Annotated in this window: 16 protein-coding genes; 8 read left to right on the top strand and 8 right to left on the bottom strand. The window is 60.1% G+C overall.

The genetic code is table 11. The annotated features are described in order from the left end of the window. Window positions 1–3: 3 nt before the first annotated feature. From flgC to AC3WQN_RS21915, 4 genes are all read right to left on the bottom strand, one after another. A complete protein-coding gene (gene flgC / locus AC3WQN_RS21900) occupies window positions 4–447 on the bottom strand; it encodes a flagellar basal body rod protein FlgC (protein WP_095080366.1) in 444 nt (147 codons plus the stop codon). A 3-nt stretch (window positions 448–450) separates the two neighbouring features. Further along, the gene (gene flgB / locus AC3WQN_RS21905) at window positions 451–858 is read right to left on the bottom strand and encodes a flagellar basal body rod protein FlgB (protein ID WP_095145550.1); all 408 of its coding nucleotides are present in this window, start codon (window positions 856–858) and stop codon (window positions 451–453) included. A gap of 460 nt (window positions 859–1,318) precedes the next feature. Continuing rightward, on the bottom strand, window positions 1,319–2,146 hold the full coding sequence (cheR, locus tag AC3WQN_RS21910) for a protein-glutamate O-methyltransferase CheR (protein WP_103402205.1): 828 nt from the start codon (window positions 2,144–2,146) through the stop codon (window positions 1,319–1,321). A 45-nt stretch (window positions 2,147–2,191) separates the two neighbouring features. After that, window positions 2,192–3,124 carry a chemotaxis protein CheV gene (locus AC3WQN_RS21915; protein ID WP_103402206.1) on the bottom strand — a complete coding sequence of 311 codons (933 nt, stop codon included), beginning with the start codon at window positions 3,122–3,124 and terminating at the stop codon, window positions 2,192–2,194. 81 nt (window positions 3,125–3,205) lie between these two features. On the opposite strand from AC3WQN_RS21915, the gene flgA reads away from it, so the two are divergent. The 4 genes from flgA to AC3WQN_RS21935 all read left to right on the top strand — a co-directional run bounded on the left by flgA (window position 3,206) and on the right by AC3WQN_RS21935 (window position 5,803). Next, entirely contained in the window at window positions 3,206–3,967 is a 762-nt protein-coding gene (gene flgA, locus AC3WQN_RS21920) for a flagellar basal body P-ring formation chaperone FlgA (RefSeq protein WP_103402207.1), read from the top strand. 151 nt (window positions 3,968–4,118) lie between these two features. After that, on the top strand, window positions 4,119–4,445 hold the full coding sequence (gene flgM / locus AC3WQN_RS21925; RefSeq protein ID WP_103402208.1) for a flagellar biosynthesis anti-sigma factor FlgM: 327 nt from the start codon (window positions 4,119–4,121) through the stop codon (window positions 4,443–4,445). Between the two features lie 49 nt (window positions 4,446–4,494). After that, window positions 4,495–4,962 carry a flagella synthesis protein FlgN gene (locus tag AC3WQN_RS21930; RefSeq protein WP_103402209.1) on the top strand — a complete coding sequence of 156 codons (468 nt, stop codon included), beginning with the start codon at window positions 4,495–4,497 and terminating at the stop codon, window positions 4,960–4,962. Window positions 4,963–5,056: 94 nt separating this feature from the next. Beyond that, on the top strand, window positions 5,057–5,803 hold the full coding sequence (locus AC3WQN_RS21935) for a flagellar brake protein (RefSeq protein ID WP_103402210.1): 747 nt from the start codon (window positions 5,057–5,059) through the stop codon (window positions 5,801–5,803). A 57-nt stretch (window positions 5,804–5,860) separates the two neighbouring features. Here the strand turns inward: AC3WQN_RS21935 and AC3WQN_RS21940 are convergent, their stop codons facing one another. The 4 genes from AC3WQN_RS21940 to AC3WQN_RS21955 form a co-directional block, all read right to left on the bottom strand. Continuing rightward, a complete protein-coding gene (locus AC3WQN_RS21940) occupies window positions 5,861–7,246 on the bottom strand; it encodes an MFS transporter (protein ID WP_103402211.1) in 1,386 nt (461 codons plus the stop codon). A gap of 71 nt (window positions 7,247–7,317) precedes the next feature. Beyond that, complete coding sequence (locus AC3WQN_RS21945) at window positions 7,318–8,559, bottom strand: glutamine synthetase family protein (protein WP_178081960.1); 1,242 nt, start codon at window positions 8,557–8,559, stop codon at window positions 7,318–7,320. A gap of 199 nt (window positions 8,560–8,758) precedes the next feature. Beyond that, window positions 8,759–9,451, bottom strand: coding sequence for a sensor histidine kinase (locus AC3WQN_RS21950; protein WP_103402213.1), 693 nt, complete (start codon window positions 9,449–9,451; stop codon window positions 8,759–8,761). Continuing rightward, entirely contained in the window at window positions 9,448–11,052 is a 1,605-nt protein-coding gene (locus tag AC3WQN_RS21955; RefSeq protein ID WP_103402214.1) for a tetratricopeptide repeat-containing response regulator, read from the bottom strand. The genes AC3WQN_RS21950 and AC3WQN_RS21955 overlap by 4 nt, the downstream gene beginning before the upstream one ends. A 313-nt stretch (window positions 11,053–11,365) precedes the next feature. On the opposite strand from AC3WQN_RS21955, the gene potE reads away from it, so the two are divergent. From potE to AC3WQN_RS21975, 4 genes are all read left to right on the top strand, one after another. After that, window positions 11,366–12,706, top strand: a complete 1,341-nt coding sequence (gene potE, locus AC3WQN_RS21960) for a putrescine-ornithine antiporter (protein WP_103402215.1) — start codon at window positions 11,366–11,368, stop codon at window positions 12,704–12,706. Between the two features lie 44 nt (window positions 12,707–12,750). Beyond that, on the top strand, window positions 12,751–13,656 hold the full coding sequence (locus AC3WQN_RS21965) for an amino acid ABC transporter substrate-binding protein (protein ID WP_103402216.1): 906 nt from the start codon (window positions 12,751–12,753) through the stop codon (window positions 13,654–13,656). A gap of 140 nt (window positions 13,657–13,796) precedes the next feature. After that, the gene (locus tag AC3WQN_RS21970; protein WP_103402217.1) at window positions 13,797–14,402 is read left to right on the top strand and encodes an SCO family protein; all 606 of its coding nucleotides are present in this window, start codon (window positions 13,797–13,799) and stop codon (window positions 14,400–14,402) included. Next, entirely contained in the window at window positions 14,402–14,890 is a 489-nt protein-coding gene (locus AC3WQN_RS21975) for a copper chaperone PCu(A)C (RefSeq protein ID WP_095080393.1), read from the top strand. Before AC3WQN_RS21970 ends, AC3WQN_RS21975 begins: the two co-directional genes overlap by 1 nt. The last annotated feature ends 174 nt before the right edge of the window (window positions 14,891–15,064 follow it).

A 15,064-nucleotide genomic window follows, 5' to 3' on the forward strand; every position in this document is an offset into this window, starting at 1 on the left:
TTATCACTGACCGAGGGTCAGGACTTTCTGCATCATGGTTTTGGCGGTGTTCATCATTTCCGCATTGGTCTGGAACGAACGGCTGGCGGAAATCATGTCGGCCATTTCTTCGACCACGTTGACGTTGGGGTAGAACACATAACCCTTGGCGTCAGCCGCCGGATGATTCGGCTCGTAGCGGGCTTCCAGGTTGCTTTGGTCTTCGACCACACCCAGCACCTGAACGCCCTGGCCCGCGGCCTCCTGATTCTGGAACAACGAGTCGCTGCCGCCCGACTGGCCGCCCTGGAACATGGTGGCGAACACCGGATGCCGGGCACGGTAGGTCTGGTCGATGCTCGAGGAGACGGTCTCGGCGTTGGCGATGTTACTGGCCACGGTGTTCAAGCGAGTGGTCTGGGCACTCATGCCACTACCGGCAATATTGAAAACACTGGATAGGGACATGGATTACTCTCCGCGCAGGGCCGAGATCAGCCCTTTGAATTTGCTGTTGAGCAGCGTGAAGCTGGCCTGGAAGTTCACCGAGTTCTCGGCGTAGTTGGATTGCTCCAGCTGCGCGTCCACGGTGTTCTGGTCAATCGACGGTTGCATCGGCGTGCGGTACAGCAACGTCTCGTCACCACTGCTCAGGCCTTGCGCTTCGATATGACGGCTGTTGGTCATGTTCAAGGCAAAGGTGCCGTTCTTGTGCTTGTCGTTCTCGGCGGCCAGGACGGCCGAGAAGTCCAGGTCCCGAGCCTTGTAGTTCGGGGTGTCGGCGTTGGCAATGTTGTTGGCCAGCACTTCGGCACGCTGGGCGCGGAAGCCCAGGGCTTGCTGGTGGATACCGAGCGCTTTATCGAAGCTAATGCTCATGTCGGAAACCTTTGGGTGACCTGATTTTTCGTATCAGGTACTTAGCAAGCCCCGTGCCAGCTGGCAAAACCCCGTAAACAGGGGCTTTGCCAGCGGCGGCAACGTGGCAATGCCAGAAAAGCGGCAACCGATTTCCGCCACCTGCCGCTTTTCTGCCGCCCGGAACAGCGCAATGCCTCAACAGCACACCCTGAGTGCGCGACCGTCCAGAAGCCTGTGTAGGGCAAAAAAACGGGAGCCCCAAGGGCTAATGCCGGTCAGTTAAGAGAAATAAAGCCGAACACGAAACCCGTGGCGAGGGAGCTTGCTCCCGCTGGGGCGCAAAGCGGCCCTGTTTTGAGGCTGCTACGCAGCCCAGCGGGAGCAAGCTCCCTCGCCACGGGTACTATGTTCGGCTGGTCTTTGGCTTAACTGATCGGAATTAGCCCCGAGGGCTCCCGCTATTTTTGTCACCCGACCATCACTTGGCCTGGTAGATGATCCCCGGACTGCACTGGACCATCTGGTAGTGATCCGGCAAACCGTTCAGTGCCTCGGAGGCCCCCAGGAACAGGTAGCCCCCCGGCTTGAGCGTGCTGTGAATGCGCAACAGGATGTCCTTCTTCACTTCGGCGGAGAAGTAGATCAATACGTTGCGGCAGAACACGATGTCGAACTTGCCCAGGCTGGCGTAGCTGTCGAGCAGATTGAACGAGCGAAACTCCACCCGGCTCTTGATCGGCGCCTTGACCGCCCAGCGCCCCGGCCCTTTCGGATCGAAGTAGCGCTGCAGTCGCTCTGGCGACAGCCCGCGGCCAATGGCCAGGCTGTCGTACTCGCCGGTCTTGCAGTTGTTCAGCATGGTGCCGGACAGATCGGTGGCAACAATCTGCACCCCCATCCGCAACTGGCCCATGTTGAAGCGTTCGAACTCATCGATCGACATCGACAACGAGTACGGTTCCTGCCCCGACGAACAGGCGGCCGACCAGATCCGTAGACGCTGGCCGGGACTGGCCTTGATCGCCTCGGGCAGGACTTTGTTCTTCAAGACTTCAAACGGATAGGTGTCACGAAACCAGAGGGTTTCGTTGGTGGTCATCGCGTCCACGACCATTTCGCGCAGGCCACTGCGTGGCTGGCCCTGAATACGCTGGACCAGTTCTCCCAGGGACTTGATGCCTTGCTGTTCCATCAGCTTGTTAAGACGGCTCGACACCAGGTACTGCTTGTTCTCACCGAGCAAAATGCCACAGGCTTTTTCCAGGAAGACCCGGAACTGTTCAAAATCCAAATTACCCGTAGACAATGATGCCGCCTCTTAAATCGTGTTGACCGCCAAGGGCAAAGCCCCCTAGCTGATGTCTGCTGCTTTGATCCGGTCGACTACCCGGGATGCCAGGTCATCAGGACGAAATTTGGCCAGGAAGTCATCGGCACCGACTTTCTTGACCATCGCCTGATTGAACACACCCGACAACGAAGTATGCAGGATGATATGAAGCTTTTGCATGCGAGGGTCGTTGCGTATCTCGGCCGTGAGGGTGTAGCCGTCCATTTCAGGCATTTCGATGTCGGAAATCATCATCAGAAACTCTTCTTCCGGCTTCTTGCCTTCCTCGACCAGCTTGCGCAGGTAATCCAGCGCCTGGCGACCGTCGTTCAACGCGACCACCTCGACCCCCACCGTCTGCAGGCAACGCGAAACCTGCTTGCGCGCCACCGACGAGTCATCGACCGTCAGCACTCGCAAGGACAACGCCTTGTGCTGAGTCTCGACATCCACCACGCCGACGGAAATCGCCTCCGGTGTGGGCGCCACTTCCGCCAGCACCTTCTCCACGTCGATGATTTCGACTAACTGATTGTCGACTCGAGTCACAGCGGTCAGGTAGTGATCGCGTCCCGTGCCCTTGGGTGGCGGATGGATCTCCTCCCAGTTCATGTTGACGATGCGCTCCACCGAGCGCACCAGGAAGCCCTGGGTCTTGGTGTTGTACTCCGTGATGATCACAAAGGGATTACTTTGATCCTTCAACCCGCCCGACCCGGTGGCCATGGCCAGATCCAGAATCGGAATGGTCGCCCCCCGAATACTGGCGACACCGCACACGACAGGGTTGGATTTGGGCATCACGGTCAGTTTCGGGCATTGCAGCACCTCCCGGACCTTGAAAACGTTAATCCCGTAGAGCTGTGGGCCGTCGAGACGGAACAACAACAGCTCCAGGCGATTCTGCCCTACCAGTTGCGTGCGCTGGTTTACTGCATCCATTACACCAGCCATGCCCAGACTCCTACACCAACGCTAAGTGTGTTGCGACGCACATTCATCACTAAACGGCACGGCGCTTGCTTTTGAACTGCCATGAACGTGAACACGACATTATTCCGACGCCTGACCTCAACCTGCCGCCGATGGCGCTGCATGGTTGCGGTGGCGTGTGTTTTCAATGCTGGCAGCCCTGCCCTTGCCGACCCGGTTACCTTGCCTGATCTACTTATCGGCGTCACTCAGGGCTTTCTTGAATTCACCGTAGAAGACTATCTGGCCACCAGTCAAACCGAAGGCCGCTATGAAATCGAGGTCAATCAACTCGACCCGCGCTTGCGCATGCCCATGTGCGACAAGGAATTGACAGCGACGCTGGAAAGCCCCGCCAAGCCGTTGGGACGCGTCACGGTGCGGGTGCGGTGTGACGGCGGCGCCCCCTGGACAGTCTTCGTCCCCGCCCAGGTCCACCTGTTCCGCGAGGTCGTGACCACCACCCGGCCCCTCAAGCGCGCCGGGATCATCGAGCCTTTCGACGTGATGCTGCGCGAGCGCGACATCAGCCTGATCAACCAGGGGTACCTGACGAACGTGGATCAGGCGATCGGGCAAAAACTTGTCCGATCCATGGTCAATGACCAGGTCATTACCCTGGTTCACATGGAGCAGGCAGAAGTCGTGCGCAAGGGCGACCAGGTCGTGATCACCGCCCGCAGCGGAACCCTCAGCGTACGGATGCCGGGCGAAGCTCTGGCCAATGGCGGTTTGAACGAGCAGATCCGGGTCAAGAACCTGAACTCTCAACGGGTGATCAAAGCGCAAGTGACCGCGCCCGGCCAGGTAGAGGTCGCCATGTAGAGCACTGGCGCGTAATCGACCCATTCCCTAAACTGTGCCTCACGCAGGGCAAATGCCGACGCGCCCGCGCTCATGGATAAATGAGCCTAAAGTTTTTTCGGGATTGGCCGAAAACATGGCAAGCGTCCAAATTCCCAGAGGTTTTTTTACTATGGTCATTGATTTCAGCCGCATAAACAGCGCACCCACGCTCACGAGCAGTTCGCGTACCGGCGCCACCCAGGAAACCGGTGAAGCCGCCAAAACCGTGCCGCTGTCGACCCAGACCGAACAGGTCGGGGCCAGCCAGAGCGGGGAGTCGGTACACCTCAGCAACGAGGCTCAGCAGTTGCAGAAGATCACGGACACGCTGCGCGAAGAGCCTGCCGTCGACAAGGCCCGCGTGGCCGAGTTGAAAGCCGCCATTGCCGATGGCAGTTATAAAGTCGACAGCAACCGCGTCGCCAGCAAACTGCTCAACTTCGAAGCCCAGCGCTAGCCGACGGCCGGCGCCAGGGCTTTTGGACGCTAAAAACCCAAGGCCAGCCATGCACGATACTAATTTACTGCAACTGATCACCGACGATTTTGCTCCAGCGCAACAGTTGCTGGATTTGCTGCAGCAAGAATCCCTTGCCCTGCACGGTCGCGACATGCCGCTGCTGGAGGCCATTCTGGCCCGCAAGCAAGGCCTGATCATTCTGCTGGAGCAGCATGGCCGCCGGCGCAGCGAAGTGCTGGCCAGCCTCAACCTGCCGACTGACCGCAGCGGCCTGGAGCAACTCGCCGCCCACTCCGGCATTGGCCAGGAACTGTTGGCGCAAAGCGATGTGCTCAATCAACTACTCGAAGACTGCCAGGTCGCCAATGAGCGCAATGGCCGCTCGATCCTGGTGCAACAAGCCAGCACCGCCCATCAGTTGAGGATCCTCAACGGGGGCGAGTCTCCAACCCTCTACGACGCTCGCGGATCAACCGCCATGCTGGTGAAGCCTCGCCCACTCAGTCAGGCCTGACCCCATCATTCAGTGCGCCCTATGAAGGCGCCAAACATGCTGGCAGAATGCCAGCCTTGCGTGTGACCGTATCCTGCCTGGAGATTGAAAAGCCGTGTTCAACGCCTCAAACGCGGAAGATGCTCCGCAGCCACCAAAGGTGCTTGCGACCCCTTTGGAAATCGCCGGTCATCTGCGAATGCTGCAAGAGAGCCACGATCCCCTGATCATTACGTTCCATGAACGCAGCCAGCGTTTCCAGAGCTATCTGGTCGAAGTGGATCGCGAGAGCAACATGCTCGCGCTGGACGAAATGATCCCCCGCGATGGCGAGCGCTTCCTGCTGGCGGGCGAACCTTTCCGCATCGAAGGCTTTCACGAAGGCGTACGTATTGCCTGGGAAAGCAACGGCCTGTTGACCATCGACGAATCCACGGGTGACCGCTGTTACCGTGGCACGCTGCCCGATGAAGTGGTGTACCACCAGCGTCGCAATGCCTTTCGTGCTGCCTTGAAACTGGCGCAACTGGTCAACATCGAACTGGCGGGCGAAAAACTCAAGGCGCCGTTGAACGGCAAGTTGCTGGACATTTCGGCAACCGGCTGCAAGCTGCGTTTTGACGGGGACATCACCAACGGCCTGCAACTGGGCCAGGTCTACGAGCGCTTTGTCGCCGCCCTGCCCTTCGGCAGCATGACGGCCCCGGTTGAACTGCGTTACCTGCATCACGAAGAAAAAATCGACACCACCTTCGCCGGCGTGCGCTTTCACAACATGAGCGGTCTGGTGCAGCGCCAGGTCGAGCGTTTTGTCTATCAGTTGCAGCGCGAGGCACGTCGCTTCGACAAAGACGACTTCTGATCCAACGACATCAAAAAACGGGCAGTCCCTGACGGTGACTGCCCGTTTTTTTTGCCCTCAGGGCCTGGCGCCACTCAGGTCTGACGGATACTCCGGCGGCGGATCCTCGGGGTCGGAGCCAGACTCATCGGCCTGGCTATCCGGTTGTACCCCGGACTCGGGGTCCGGCTCAGGGCTGGCACCGTTTTGCATCTGATCCTGCACCACCTGCTCATCCACCCGCGGGTCGAGCGCCGCCACCAAGGGTGAACTGGTCATGTTATCGGGCATCGCAACGTGATGCAGCGGCGCGTCATCGACCTGATGCAGGTTGGTCACGGCTTTCGGACGAATGCGCCAGACCAGGACCAGGGCGAAAAAACTGAAAAACGCATAGAGCATCTGGCTGCCGAAATACTTCATCAGCACACCGGCCACCAGCGGCCCGATACTCGCGCCTACGCCGTAAGTCATCAACAGCATGGCCGTCAGCGATACCCGGCGATCGCCCTCGACGTGGTCGTTGGAAAACGCCACCGCCAGCGGATACAGGCAGAACTGCACAAGCGAGCAGGCGAAGCCGGCGATGAACAGCACCTCAAGCGGCACCTGCGGCATGATCGCCAGAGGCAACGCCGCCAGCGCCAGGCAAATCGCGAAGCTGCGAATCAGCAGTGCCCGGTCATAGCGGTCCGACAGCCAGCCCAACGGCCACTGCACCACCAGGCCGGCAAAGATGCAGCTGCCCATGAACAGACCCACCTGCTCGGTGGACAAGCCCTGCTGCGAGGCATAGAGCGGTGCCAGACCATAGAACGAGCCGACAATCAGCCCGGCCCCCAATACCGTGCTGAGCGACTGCGGCACCCGCTTCATGAAGAAGCGTGGCTCCATGGGGGCTGGGTGCAAGGGCGCCGGGTGAATGCGCCGGGTTAGGGTCACCGGCACCAGGCACAGGGCAAAACACAGCGCCACCAGCATCAGCAACTCCGGCCCCAGGGCCGGGTGCATGACCAGAATCAGCTGGCCCAACACCAGGCCCAGGTAGGAGGCGATCATATAGCCGCTGAACACCACGCCACGCTGCGTGGCGTCGGCCTGCTCGTTCAGCCAGCTCTCGATGACCATGTACTGGCACATCATGCCCAGCCCCACGACCACCCGCAGCATCAGCCAGGCCGGGAGCCAGTCGACCAGCCCGTGACCGAGGATCGCCGCACCGACGATCCCCGCACAGGCCGAGTAAGCCCGGATATGCCCGACCCGGGCAATCAGCCGGTGACCGATTTTTCCGCCCAGCACCAGGCCAAAGTAGTTGGCGGCCATCAACGCACCGACCCACAGACCGTCGACATGGTCCGCGGCGAGGCGCAGCGCCAGGTAGGTACTGAGTAAGCCCGAGCCGATCAACATCATCAGCGAGGCGAAATAAAGCGCTCGAAAGGATTTCCAGATTTGGCGCATCGGCGTTCCGGGCGGCTCCTTGCAGTGAGTATCGGGCTACCGTCAACGATAGCCCGACGGCGACGGGTCGGTTATGCCTGGGCTGCTAAAACGCGCCGCTCCCAGGGAGTGATTTCATCAAGGAAGCTGGTCAACTCCATGGTCTTCGAAGCGATGTAGCCTTCGATAAACTCCTTGCCGAACAGTTCCTTCGCCAACTGGCTACGTTTCAGACGCTCAAGAGCCGCATGCAAGGTACATGGCAGCGACAAACTTTCTGGCACTTCAAATTCGCCCTGGATGGGCGCTGTTGGCTCCAGCTGGTTTTCAATACCGTGCAGGCCCGCCGCGAGACTCGCGGCAATGGCCAGGTACGGGTTGGCGTCAGCACCCGGCAGGCGGTTCTCGACCCGTCGCGCAACCGCCGCGCTGGCCGGGATCCGCAAGCCGGCCGCCCGGTTGTCGTGGGACCAGCAGGCGTTGTTCGGTGATGCGTAAGGATGGCACAGCCGCTGATAAGAGTTCACGTTCGGCGCGAACAGCGCCGTGAAATCCGCCATGGCCGCCTGCTGACCACCAATGAAGTGCCGGAACCGGGCCGTCGGTTGCCCGGCCTCATCGCTGAACACGTTGCGCCCGGTTCCGATCTCGACCACGCTCTGGTGAATGTGCATCGAACTGCCCGGCGTATGCGGCAACGGCTTGGCCATGCACACCACGGTCAAGCCGTGCTTGAGTGCCACTTCCTTGAGCAGGTGCTTGAACAGGAACGTCTGGTCCGCCAGCAGCAAGGGATCGCCGTGCAACAGGTTGATCTCGAACTGGCTGACACCCATCTCGTGCATAAAGGTGTCGCGCGGCAACCCCAGCGCCGCCATGCATTCGTAGACTTCAGTGAAAAACGGCCGCAAGCCGTTGTTGGAACAGACGCTGAAGGCCGACTGACCGTTCTCGCGGCGCCCATCCAGGCCGACAGGCGGCTGGAAGGCCTGGGTCGGGTCAGTGTTGGGGGCAAACACGAAGAACTCCATCTCGGTCGCCACCACCGGTGCCAGGCCGAGCGCGGCATAACGGGCGATCACTGCTTTCAACTGGCCGCGGGTGGACAGTTGCGAGCTTGCGCCGCTCAACTCGTCGGCGTCACAAATGGCCAAAGCACGAGGTGGTTGGCTCCAGGGCAAACGATGGATCTGTTGCGGGTCAGCGTTGAGCGCCAGGTCGCCGTCGTCACTGCCGTAAAAGCGTGCGGGCGGGTAACCGCCCATGATGCATTGCAGCAGCACGCCCCGCGCCATCTGCAAGCGTCGCCCCTCGAGGAAACCCTCAGCGGTCATTACCTTGCCGCGCGGCACGCCATTGAGGTCCGGCGTGACACACTCAATCTCATCAATGCCGGTCAATCGCTGCGCGAGTGAGCTCTGGCCATCGGTCGTCATGACTCAATCCTTGTTGTAATGCGGGCCGCGAACGGCGACATGTACAAAATAGGCTTCAGCCGTTCGGAATATCAAGCAGGCCCAACGAATAAAGCGCCTACGGCAGGTAAAGACTGAACAGCCCGCCCCCCAGCGGCCCGCCATTGCTGATCTCGGTGCGCCCCTGCACGCCATTGCGCTGGTGCAGCCGGGCAATGCGTGCGGCGAAATACAGACCCAGCCCGGTACTGCCACTGGCCGGGTTGATGCCCTGCACATAGTCAGCCTGACGCTCGAGCATCCGGATCGGGTAACCCTCGCCATCGTCATTGATCGTCAGCACCAACTGCCCGGTTTCCTCGCCCACACTGATCAGCAGCGAACTGCGGGCATAGCGGATGGCATTGTTGATGCCGTTGGCCAGTACCGTGCCGATCAACTCACGATCAAAGAACCCGAGCGGGCTCAAGGGGTCGACCTCGAACGTCACCAGAATGCCGCGACTCTTGAACACCTCTTGATGCGCGGCCAATTGCGCTTCGATGAAATCGTCCAGTTCATGGTAGTCCGGGCGTAATGGCAACTGGTTGACGCCCAGTTTGTAGAGCCCCAGCAACTGCACCAGCATGCCGTTGAGATGGGCGAACTCGAAGTCGATCACGCCCTGCTCGCCGCTTTGCTGCTGCGCTTCTGGCAAGCGAGCCAGCCACTGACCATGCGCCTGCATCAGCACGGCCAGGGAGTTCTTCATGTCGTGGACGGTGGAGGCAATCACCGTGGAAAAATCGAGCCCCGGTTCACTCTCATTCATTCGCCAAACGCCTTGTCTCGCAACTTTTGATAACGCGAATACCGCAGGTCACTCTCGGGCATCAGGCCGACCATCTTCAAGCAGCGACGGCATTCGTCCAGCAGGGTCGCGTCAAGGCTGGCCGTGTTCCCGTGCAACAGCGACTGCGCCATGTTGAGGGCGATGCTGATGTTCTTCGGTTGCAGCAGCAGCGCACCGCGAAACAGTTCCCGGGCCTCGGTCAGCGCACCGGCCTTGTAGCTGCGAACGCCCTGCCGGTTGAGGTCGGCCGCCGCGGTACCGGAATTGAGAATCGCAGGGTCGTCGGTCTGCTTGGCAATGCCCTGCATCACCACCGGGTCGTCACCGTAGATTTCCGCGCAGTTTTTCAACATCGAATTACCGGCGTCAGCCTGCCCCAGCATCTTCAACTGCTTGGCCACCAGCAACGCCGCTTCGGCGCTCATGAACTGCTCCATGCCATCGAGACGGATCAACGCTTGCTCGGTGAGCTTGTCCGCCGTTTCGGCATCATTGATCAGCAGACTGGTGGCCTTCATCAGGCGGGCCCGGATCTGCAAGCCCGGGTCATTGGGATTGTCCTTGGCGACCGCGCTCAACGTCTGGTTGATCTCAAGGCGCGTGCGGGTATCCAGGCCTCTTTCGCTGCCCTTGCTGATCAGCGCGTGCGCCAGGCCAAGGTTGCTCTCCGGGTCCTTGAAGCGCGACTGCGCACCTTGGGAGACCGCCTGGCGATAGGCGCGCGCGGAGGTGTCGAAGTCTTCGTTGGTCATCGCCAGCTTGCCCAGCAGGGCCTGTCGCCGCACCGCCAGGGGGGAAAGGCGAACCGCCTCTTCCAGTACACGCTGTGCCGTCCTGGTGTCGCCCTGGGCGACCAGCACATCGGCCAGTCCGTCGTACAACCCGGGCATCATCGGAAACACCTTCAGCGCCTTTTCGTACAGCGCCTTGGCCTGGCCGGGCTGGCCGCGCTTGAACAGTAATCGCCCCAGACCGGCATAGGCCCAAGGCAGCGGACGGTCCGCCAGAATGCTGTTGTACAGTCGCTCCAGCGCTTCGTTCTGGTTCATGTCGCGCAGCGCGTCGGCGCGATAGCGCAGGCACAGCGGCGCATAGCGCGGGTCCTGCTTGCACAGGGCAACGCAGGCGTTCAGCACCTCGACCGGCTTGCCCCGATCCAGCGCCTGCATGATCGGCTTGAGCAAGGTCTTGCGCTGCTCCAGTCGCTCCAGCCGCTGGGCAAGCCCGGCGCGGTTGAACGGCTTAGTCAGGTAGGCATCCGGCTCATGTTCAAGGGCGCTGAGCACCATCGCCTGGCTACTCTCGGCGGTGACCATGAGGAACACACTTTCGTGGCTGATCAGCTTATCGACCATCAGGTCTTCGAGTACCTGCTGACCGTTTTTCTTGCCATCGCCCAGGTGGTAGTCCTGCAGGATGAAGTCGTAGCGCTTTTGCGAACACATGCGCAGCGCGGCCTCTCCGGTGTCGGCCGTGTCGACATCCTTGACTCCCAGCTCACGCAACATCGACCTGACGGAACTGCGGAAATCCGAGAAATCATCGACGATCAAAAAACTTTTTTGGTGGTACGCCAGCATCGAAGATTCCAGGCAATTAAGAAGATGAACCCAAAGACACATGCAACAGCCAGCTCAATGTCGCGGCCCGGTTTGGCGCAGCGCAGGACAACGACCCGTCGGGTTATCGGCCGCACTGGGCATTCCCTTGAAGGTGTCGGCAAACAATCACGAAATTGTCGGGAAATCCCATGGCCGATGACATGACGACGGACCAATTTGATCTATACCCAGTACTGCGGGTGTTGATCCCCCCTCGATCGCAGACTGCCAATGGCCCGTCGTATTGCGCCGGACTCATGGTCAATGCCTTGAACCGGGCAAGGAGTCAGCAATGGCTGAGTCAGGCAAGAAAATGAGCCTCACGGGGCTGACCACACTGGTGGCCGTGAACATGATGGGCTCGGGCATCATCATGCTACCCACCAACATGGCCCAGCTTGGGGCCGTCTCGTTGCTGTCCTGGATATTCACCGCGATAGGCTCAATGGCCATCGCCTATTGCTTTGCCCAATGCGGGATATTTTGCCCGCGTTCGGGCGGGATGTCGGCGTACACCGAACAGGCCCATGGCAAGTCGGGCTTCTTTCTGTGCTCCTACCTCTACTTCCTGTCGCTGGCCATCGCCAACGTGGCGGTGGCGATTTCCGCCGTGGGCTACATGACGGAGTTCCTGCCATGGCTGGGCAGCGGTGCTATCCCATTGTTCATCGGCACGATCGGCCTGATCTGGGTAACCACGCTGGCCAACTTTGGCGGCCCCGGCATTACCGGCAGGATCGGCGCGATCACGGTCTGGGGGGTGATCATTCCAGTGGCGGGCCTGTGCATCATCGGTTGGTTCTGGTTCAAGCCCGAGGTACTGATTGCCGCCTGGAACCCGAACGAGCTGCCGATCTCCGAGGCCGTGAGCAGGACCATCCCCTTGACCCTGTGGGCGTTCCTGGGCATGGAATCCGCCGCTCAAGCCATCGATGCGGTAGAAAACCCCAAGCGCACGGTGCCCCTGGCCTGCCTGTTCGGGACACTGGGGGCCGCCGTGATCTATGTGCTGTCGACCACCGTCATCCAGGGCATCATTCCCAATGCGGAACTGGCCAACTCCTCCGCGCCGTTCGCCCTCGTCTATGCCCGGATGTTCACCCCCATGATCGGCAACATCATCATGGTGCTGGCCGTCATGGCCTGCATCGGCTCACTGCTGGGGTGGCAGTTCACCCTGGCGCAAACGGCGAAGATGGCCGCCGACCAGGGCATGTTCCCCAACTTTTTCAGCAAGGTCACCGCAATGAATGCACCGATCATCGGCATGGCGGTGTGCGCCGTACTGCAGACGTTGATGGCGCTCTCGACCATTTCACCCAATGCCAGCGCCCAGTTCAGCAAACTGGTGAGCCTGGCCGCAGTGACCAACCTGGTGCCCTACGTCACCGCGCTGACGGGGCTGCTGGTGATCATGTACAAGGCCAAGGTCAGTGCCTCGGTGTATGTACGCAACAGCCTGGTGTTGCTGGTGGCGCTGACGTACTCGTTTTATGCCCTTTACTCCTGTGGCATGGAGGCCGTGTTCGGCGGCACCCTGGTGCTGGTGATCGGCTACCTGCTCTATGCCTCCATTGCCAAGCGCTTTGTCGGCACCCCGCCGCCGCCCCTGAGCGAGATCGGGGACGCGTAGTGGCGCCCACCAGGACGGCACGACAACTGATCACGGGAAAGGACATGAACATGAAGAGGCCGCCCCTTACCCCCATGCTGCTTGCCTGCATGCTCATGCTGCTGCCCGGCACGGTCCGGGCCGATACGCTGGAGCGGGTGCGGGCCAGCAACAGCCTCACCCTCGGTTACCTGAATGACTTTGCGCCCTTCAGCACCCAGGACGGTGACAAGGCCAAAGGCTTTGCCATCGACCTGTGCCAGACCGTCGTCGACAAACTCAAGGCCGAACTGGCGTTGCCCGCGCTGCAAGTGCGCTACCAGGCGGTCAGGCAGGTCGATGAAATCAATGCCGTGCGCTCGGGAAACATCGACATCCTCTGCACACCCACCCCGCAAAGCCTCGAACGACGCAAGAGCGTGAGCTTTTCCGTGCCGATCTACACCGCCGGTCTCTCGGCCGTGGTCCGCCAGGACGCGCCGCCTGCGTTGCTCAATGTGCTCAACGGCCAAGAGGCCCATACCGGCCCGACCTGGCGCGCAACCCTCAACCGCGGCCTGTCCAACCAGACCTTTGCCGCACCGGCGGGCGGTGTCACCGAACAGTGGATTCGTGGGCAGATGCGCACCCTGGGTGTCATTACCACCCTGGTCACGGTCGAGAACAGCCACGAAGGGCTCAAGCAGGTGGCCGATGGCAAGGTCTCTGCCTACTTCGCCGAACGCATGCTGCTCAAGAACCAGCTGGCGGCAGACTATCCCGACGGCAACCTGATGGTGCTTGACCGCATCTACGAGTACGCACCGGCCTCGATGGCCATGGAGCGCGGCAATGAGGACCTGCGTCTGCTGGTCGATACCGCACTCAGTGAGGCTTACCGTTCAGGAGTGATGGAGCAGGCTTATGCCAAGTACCTGGGGGGTGCCAGCGATACGGTGAAGAAGCTGTTCAAGATTTATGCATTGCCTTAGTACCCGTCGATGGTAAACGTCTGACCTATCGTCCATTAGCAAGCTATTGATCACCGTCATTTTGATACCATGTCGCAATTTGAAGATGACACGCCTCGACAGATCTCAGGAGCGTCGGGCCATTCAAAGGGCGGTATTAGATGAGTGTTGATTTGACTCGCCGAAAGGTGATTGCAGGTATGGGTCTGCTGGGCCTTGGCCTCCTCAGCGGTTGCGACAGTCGAGGCCAGCTGTCCTACAAGTACGGTAAGGACCTGAGCGACAAGATCCTTGGGCGTACCTTCAAGTTGAAAGATACCGAGGGCAACACAAGAACGCTTTCCAGCTTTCGAGGCCTGATGCCGATGGTGTTCTTCGGCTTCACCCAATGCCCGGCAATCTGCCCCACGACCCTGGCTCGCGCAGTACAGGCCAAGAAGTTGATGGGCAAGGATGGCGACCGCCTGCAGGTGATCTTCATCACCCTGGACCCCGAGCGTGATACGCCGGCCGTACTGGATGCCTACGTCAAAACCTTCGACCCTTCATTTGTCGCGCTTTACGGGACACTGGAGGAAACGGCCACCACGGCTAAAGAGTTCGATGTGTTCTACGAAAAAATACCCAGTGGGTCCACCTACACCCTTTCGCACACCGCCACGAGTTATGTCTATGACTCCAGGGGAACGTTGCGCCTTGGCTTGTCCCACTCACTTACCGCGCAAGAGTGCGCGGAAGATTTGCTCACTGTCATGGAGGTTTGCTAATGAACTCAACGGCCAATAAAACCGGCATCACCCAGCGCGTCAAACATGCCCTGCTCGGGCTGTCCCTGCTGGGGCTGGCCTGCCAGGTTTCGGCCCAGACCCAGGTTGACGACGCTTGGGTTCGCGCCACCGTCGCGGGACAACAAGCGAGCGGCGCTTTTATGACCATCACCGCAAGCGACGACAGCAAGCTGCTGAGTGTCGCGTCGCCGGTGGCCAAGACAGTGCAGATCCACCAGTCGACCATGAAGAACGATGTGATGAGCATGCAACCGGTGGCGTTCGTGGCATTGCCTGCTGGCAAAGCCGTCTCGCTGGACCCGCACGGCTATCACGTGATGCTTATCGATCTGGTTGCCCAGGTCAAAGAAGGCGACAAGGTACCGCTGACCCTGACGGTCGAGAATGCCAAAGGCGAGAAAGAGTCGATCACGGTCGAGGCCCAGGCGCGGGCACTGAACATGGCAGATCACAGCATGATGCATTGATTGCCCAAGGCTCGAACACAACCTTGGTACAAACAAGGGCCCTCATAGGGCCCTTAGTTTTGGCTGAAACTTTTTCGCGCACAAAAACAAAACCCCTACCTGCAGATGCAGATAGGGGTTTCGGAATTTAATCTTGACGATGACCTACTCTCACATGGGGAAACCCCACACTAC

The sequence above is a fragment of the Pseudomonas sp. FW300-N1A1 genome, from assembly GCF_058789115.1.

Coding starts and splice junctions, on each gene's coding strand:
- flgC (WP_095080366.1), bottom strand. CDS start 447: ATGTCCCTATCCAGTGTTTTCAATATTGCCGGTAGTGGCATGAGTGCC.
- flgB (WP_095145550.1), bottom strand. CDS start 858: ATGAGCATTAGCTTCGATAAAGCGCTCGGTATCCACCAGCAAGCCCTG.
- AC3WQN_RS21915 (WP_103402206.1), bottom strand. CDS start 3,124: ATGGCTGGTGTAATGGATGCAGTAAACCAGCGCACGCAACTGGTAGGG.
- flgA (WP_103402207.1), top strand. CDS start 3,206: ATGAACGTGAACACGACATTATTCCGACGCCTGACCTCAACCTGCCGC.
- flgM (WP_103402208.1), top strand. CDS start 4,119: ATGGTCATTGATTTCAGCCGCATAAACAGCGCACCCACGCTCACGAGC.
- AC3WQN_RS21930 (WP_103402209.1), top strand. CDS start 4,495: ATGCACGATACTAATTTACTGCAACTGATCACCGACGATTTTGCTCCA.
- AC3WQN_RS21940 (WP_103402211.1), bottom strand. CDS start 7,246: ATGCGCCAAATCTGGAAATCCTTTCGAGCGCTTTATTTCGCCTCGCTG.
- AC3WQN_RS21945 (WP_178081960.1), bottom strand. CDS start 8,559: ATGACCGCTGAGGGTTTCCTCGAGGGGCGACGCTTGCAGATGGCGCGG.
- AC3WQN_RS21950 (WP_103402213.1), bottom strand. CDS start 9,451: ATGAATGAGAGTGAACCGGGGCTCGATTTTTCCACGGTGATTGCCTCC.
- AC3WQN_RS21955 (WP_103402214.1), bottom strand. CDS start 11,052: ATGCTGGCGTACCACCAAAAAAGTTTTTTGATCGTCGATGATTTCTCG.
- potE (WP_103402215.1), top strand. CDS start 11,366: ATGGCTGAGTCAGGCAAGAAAATGAGCCTCACGGGGCTGACCACACTG.
- AC3WQN_RS21965 (WP_103402216.1), top strand. CDS start 12,751: ATGAACATGAAGAGGCCGCCCCTTACCCCCATGCTGCTTGCCTGCATG.
- AC3WQN_RS21970 (WP_103402217.1), top strand. CDS start 13,797: ATGAGTGTTGATTTGACTCGCCGAAAGGTGATTGCAGGTATGGGTCTG.
- AC3WQN_RS21975 (WP_095080393.1), top strand. CDS start 14,402: ATGAACTCAACGGCCAATAAAACCGGCATCACCCAGCGCGTCAAACAT.